This window comes from SAR324 cluster bacterium, assembly GCA_029245725.1.
Lineage (GTDB): Bacteria > SAR324 > SAR324 > SAR324 > NAC60-12 > JCVI-SCAAA005.
This window is the reverse complement of the sequence record JAQWOT010000238.1, coordinates 1-5,201: the sequence shown is the minus strand read 5'-3', so window position 1 is coordinate 5,201 and position 5,201 is coordinate 1. Positions and strand designations below refer to the sequence as shown.

General features: G+C 39.9%; 6 protein-coding genes. 3 read left to right on the top strand and 3 right to left on the bottom strand.

Translation table 11 applies throughout. The annotated features are described in order from the left end of the window. Both P8O70_13440 and P8O70_13435 read right to left on the bottom strand, forming a co-directional pair. Window positions 1-584 (bottom strand): alanine racemase (locus P8O70_13440; GenBank protein MDG2197862.1); only part of this gene is annotated, 584 nt, incomplete at its 3' end. Beyond that, window positions 584-1,675 (bottom strand): DUF1611 domain-containing protein, encoded by a 1,092-nt coding sequence (locus P8O70_13435; GenBank protein ID MDG2197861.1) that lies wholly within the window; start codon window positions 1,673-1,675, stop codon window positions 584-586. The genes P8O70_13440 and P8O70_13435, both read right to left, overlap by 1 nt. 1,363 nt (window positions 1,676-3,038) lie before the next feature. Here P8O70_13435 and P8O70_13430 point away from each other — a divergent pair. Continuing rightward, window positions 3,039-3,380 carry a hypothetical protein gene (locus tag P8O70_13430; GenBank protein MDG2197860.1) on the top strand — a complete coding sequence of 114 codons (342 nt, stop codon included), beginning with the start codon at window positions 3,039-3,041 and terminating at the stop codon, window positions 3,378-3,380. A 93-nt stretch (window positions 3,381-3,473) separates the two neighbouring features. Beyond that, window positions 3,474-4,277 (top strand): tyrosine-type recombinase/integrase, encoded by an 804-nt coding sequence (locus P8O70_13425; GenBank protein ID MDG2197859.1) that lies wholly within the window; start codon window positions 3,474-3,476, stop codon window positions 4,275-4,277. A 251-nt stretch (window positions 4,278-4,528) separates the two neighbouring features. Here P8O70_13425 and P8O70_13420 read toward each other — a convergent pair whose 3' ends face one another. Then, window positions 4,529-4,885, bottom strand: coding sequence for a hypothetical protein (locus P8O70_13420; GenBank protein ID MDG2197858.1), 357 nt, complete (start codon window positions 4,883-4,885; stop codon window positions 4,529-4,531). Between P8O70_13420 and P8O70_13415 the strand changes: the two genes are divergently transcribed. Beyond that, window positions 4,773-5,090 (top strand): IS1 family transposase, encoded by a 318-nt coding sequence (locus tag P8O70_13415; protein MDG2197857.1) that lies wholly within the window; start codon window positions 4,773-4,775, stop codon window positions 5,088-5,090. The genes P8O70_13420 and P8O70_13415 overlap by 113 nt on opposite strands. Window positions 5,091-5,201: the final 111 nt, after the last annotated feature.

Here is a 5,201-nt window from a genome sequence, read left to right as displayed (position 1 = left end):
ATAATCCTAATATTATCTTCATATTGATTTTTTAATTTATCTATAATATTGGAAAATAAAGACATAATTTTTTGATTGGGAGGAGCTTTATTTAAGCAGGCAAAATTAGCACCAATACCTTTAATATTAATTCCAGGAATTTGGACAATTCTTTTAAAAGCATTTTCGAGATCACTGGGCATGATTCCCTCGCGCAAATCACCCATTTCTACCATCAAAACGATATTATGAATCTTACCCTTTTTTAATGCAGTACAAGCTAGTGCCTCTATCACACTGATTTCAGTATTATAACTAAAATTACAACTATCTACAATCAACTGAATTTGACTACTCATTGGTGTTCGGATCATTGTGATATCAGAGATAATTCCTGCTTTACGCATTCTAATCACATTCTCAATACGAGAATCTGCAAGTCCAGTCACACCACCAGAAATTATAGCTGAAGCAATTGCAGGATCACCACACACTGCTTTTGTAACACCTATTGTATTAATTCCTTTTATCTTAAGTTTCTGTACTAGATATTGAGAGTTTTTTCGTATTTTATTTAGATTTATTTCAACGCGTGGTGTGCTCATTATTGAGCTGCTAATGAAGGATTTTTTAGTTGAGGAAAAGCATCTAAGACCATATCAACTAATTTTGCAATTGGGGTCCTTAATGCATCTGTAATCGGAAGCTGGAGCTGTGTGGCATAGTCAATAATTGCTCTTGTGATTTCATCATCCGTCATTTCCTCATGGTTTAGTGTTAGACCTATCACCTTAGTATTTGCGAATTTTTCGATTAGTGAAATTTCATCTGCTGGGTTAGGCATCAGCATGTTTGGAAAGTCACATCGAAAAATCCGTTTAGGAGAATGCTGAAGAATAACAGCATGTGGCTGACTACCACGCAGGATGAAAGCAGAGGTACAAAAAGCAGGATGACTCAAAGCACCTTGGCCTTCTATTAAAATCACTTGGGGTTTTTCTGTCAATGAAGCCTGAATGATTACTTTTTCTAGCTCACCACAACAAAATTGTGAAGGTACTGAATCCAGTGCAATACCATAACGCCCACCTTGTATAAGCCCAGTCTGACCAGTGTTAATTAGAATAGTTTTAATTCCTCGCTTATTCAAAGATTCTTCCAGAATTGTAGCAGTAGTTCGTTTCCCAATAGCGCAATCAGTACCAAGTATTGCGATTCTTATTTCAGATGTATCTGCCACACTACCAGTAAAAACAGCCATATCTTTACTAGGTATGGGTTTTCTCATATCAAATAGTTTTACTTTTGCGATTTCTGCAGCTTTCATAATTTGACTATCATTACATAAGTATTCATGTAATCCACTAATGATGTTCATTCCAAATTTGATTGCCTGCAATATGACTTTTTTGTCAATAATTGAGAACCTTCCATTTGTTGGTGCCATCCCATAAATCATTGTATCTGGAATTTTAATTTCATTATTGACAGCTTCTTTAAGATTTTCAAATATGGGGATATGATTTATTTTATTATCTAAAACTAATCCACTATCGAGACCTTTTTTACTACTATCAATTACGGAAGTAATAAGAAATCCTTTTGAATGCCTGATGAGTCCATTTGCTGTTTTTCCATCTACTTTTGAAAAATTATTTTCACAATAAATAACTGCAGTAGGTAATATATTTTCCAAAATCTATCCTTTTTAAATGATTTTAATCAAGTTCATATTTATTTAAAATCTTTACAATCTACAGTTTTACAACTTAATTCGAAAATAATAATAACTAAATTTTCTTTGAAGTTTCTAATATACTAATTCAGTATATTTTTATTCTTAATATAAAATATATATTCTAGATGATTTTTTCGTAAGGATTCTCCAACTTAAAAATTTATTTCGAATTTATGGAATTCTTGATCTGCTCACTGATGTTGTTTGAACGATAGAAATTTTTCTGCAATTCTAGATCTACTACTGATAGGTTTTAGAACCAAAGATTCTAAAACCTGTGATAAAGTAATCCTGAGAACTTTGAATTATCGTTGATATGAGTTCACATCACACTTCAATTTCTGCTGAAAAAATCACCAAACTCAGTTTCACGAAAAATATTTTTATTATTGAAAATCAAACATATTTTGAAATATTTAATGAAATTATTTGTATTTAATCTAAACAATACTCAACAACATTTTTTCTAGTTCAATCAACCTATTTGAAGAAACCTTAATCCCAAAATATTTATTTAAATGATAAGTTAGAATAAACTTTTTATTTTCCCTGCTGTAATTGCTGCACTAACAATTACATTTGCAATTACAAGTCTCAGTTTATTCTCTAGTGTATCAAATGAGCTGATAGTCTGTTGACTCGGTAAAGGTCAATGCTGAACTATCTTTTGTTGGCGTGATTAGTAGCAGATTTGAAAGTAGGTTAGCATTGAGCTAAAATTATATTACACATTTTTTGAAAATTTGTTGAATTATTTACTCTAAACCTTTTATAAGCACAAAATTTCTTAATCAACCATAGTGAAAATTTTGACTCCTCTATGTCAAAAGTGTAAGAAACCTGACGTAGAGTTCAATATACCGAACCTCGTTGATTAGCTAATTTTAGAGTTTACGAATTATCACCGGTGAATCGTTTTAACACGATTAAAGTTGAAAAGCCCAAAATTGAATTTGCTGAATAGCGGATATGTACTGGGTGGAGGAACACAGTGTCCAACCAGTCTGCGCTATCTCACTGAGAATCTGTGTGATTGGTTTTTGCGGCTCTGGCTGTTTGTTGAAGCACAGTTGGGCAATCCTTAGACTCACCCTTTTCCGCACCCAAACCCCATGTTTTTTATGTGGAAATTAGCCAAGTGGATGCTGGGTGGGAGTAGTGACCCAACGCTAAGCTACTGATTTAATTGTTTGTGGAAACTTTGCCAACTGTTCCACACCTAAGATCCCACCACTGATATCATTGGCATTTTTCCTCCCAGTTGCACAGAAGCTTACACATTCCTGTGACTACTGCATCTAATGGTGACCCAAAGAGAAAAATGCCACTCAAACGACAGCTTAAAGACAGAGAAATCCCCATCTTTGATAACGCCTACATCCATCAGCGTGGCGACTACTGGCAGTTGCACATGTGGTTGGAGCAGGAAGGCAAGTATGCCCGTAAGAGCCTGCGCACACGCTCTCAATCAACCGCAGTGGAGCGAGCCAAGCAGCTCTACATGGAAATCTCTGTAGCTCAACTCTCCGGCAAAACCTACTTCAGCCTCACAGTAAAGAAGGGTTTCGCACAGTTCCTGGCTGCGAGGGAGCGTGATGTGGAACTGGGACTGATTACCAGAGACAGGTACATCACCATCCGCAGTCAACTCAAGCACTGGTAGGAGTTTATTGGTAGAGGAACACGATTGAAGGGATTGGATACTACAGACTGTGAGGGCTACTTCCAGTATAGCAACCGAGTATCTAGCAGCAAAGTGAAGAATCTCACCGTGCAGCATGAGCAGAGCACGATTAATCAGTGTGTACGTTGGCTTCACAAGCGTGGGGAGACAGAAATTGATGGTTTTGAGTTCTGCAAGTTGCCTCTTGTTGACAGGGGCAATGAAGCTGTACGCAGGGCTACACTGACTGGGGAAGAGTATGAAAAACTATGTGCAGCAACGCGGGTGTACTGTAATGGGAAGAATGGAGGGTTAGATACAGTTGAAAGATTACAGCGCCAACTAGTCCAGCACTATGTACTCGTATCAGCCACCAGCGGACTATGTGTGGGAGAGCACCTACAACTAAGGTGGAGTAATGTGGAGATAGAGACACACAGGGACAAGCAGGGCAAACCCATCCCACTAGCTCACATCCATGTACGTGCGGAAACCAGCAAGGTACGACGCAGTAGAATCTTCCTCTGTCGCAGTGCTGGGTATTTTGAGGCATGGAGGAAGATGGTGAAACATGGGAGTTGCGATGCACTCGTCTTCAGTGTAGATGGCAACTCAGCCATCACCAAGCGTGCGCTGCTGTATCACTTCAAACGGATGGTGGAGTCCGCTGGGATTAAAGACTTGGCAACAAGGGACATTGTACCCTACAGCCTTAGGCATTATATGATTATGCAAAGGATAATGAGTGGCTTGGACTTTCGTATAATTGCCGACATGTGCGGCACCAGCATCACCCAAATTGAGCGTACCTACTATCACCTGAACGACACGATCCGGCTAACCAATGCAGTGGCTGACTACAGGCTAGATTCTGATGGGACGATTCGGCTGGTTTGAACGAAGTGGTGAATCGTGTTGATACGATTTGCAGATGACACCTATAGACAGAGCAATAATTCACAAACCAAGAACTTCCGATCTACGGGGTTGGCGCATTTGCGTCGTTTAGACAAATGAAGTAATCTCTGAGATTTGGAGATCTAAGGATGCAATGTCCTCACTGTGCTCATCCTGACTACATTCGCTATGGCACCAGCCGTGGTGTCCAACGCTACCTTTGCCAAGCCTGCTGACGGATCTTTCAAACACTACGACGAGGCAAAAATCCGGCCCTCAAGCAACAGGCCTGTCAGCTCTATCTCGAAGGGATGGGGAGGCGAGCCATCGGCCGGGTTCTCAGCATCCATCATAAGACGGTCTCTCGCTGGTTGGTGCAAGCTGCCCAAGCACTCCCAGCAAGCCCACCACAGACCGAAGCCTGCTCCTTCATCGAAATCGATGAACTCTGCACTTTGATCACAAAAAAAGTCCCAATGTTGGCTCTGGCTAGCGGTGGACTCCACCTTTGGCAAGGTCCTCGGCTTTGTCTGTGGAAGAAGAACGATCAAAACAGGTAGGGTCCTTTGTGAGCAGATCAGGCAACTGCCGACGATAGGCGATGTCACGGACTTGCTGAAGGCCTACGAGAATTTCATTCCACAGGCCAAGCATTACACGGGAAAGACCTTCACCACACAAATCGAATCACTCAACTGCCGACTGAGGCATTATCTAGCAAGGCTCCATCGTAAAACGCTTTGCTACAGCAAATCAAAAACGATGTTGGAAGTTTCTTTGAAACTACTCATCCATAAGCTAAACAACCCTTAAGCTCCAACACCAATCATTCTCTAGAGAAACAATAGTTCTATAAAAAAACATTGGTTGCTGGTGGACTCCCGAAGGGAGGACACCAATTGACCGCAGGTCAATTGTTCTAGA

Coding starts and splice junctions, on each gene's coding strand:
- P8O70_13430 (MDG2197860.1), top strand. CDS start 3,039: ATGCCACTCAAACGACAGCTTAAAGACAGAGAAATCCCCATCTTTGAT.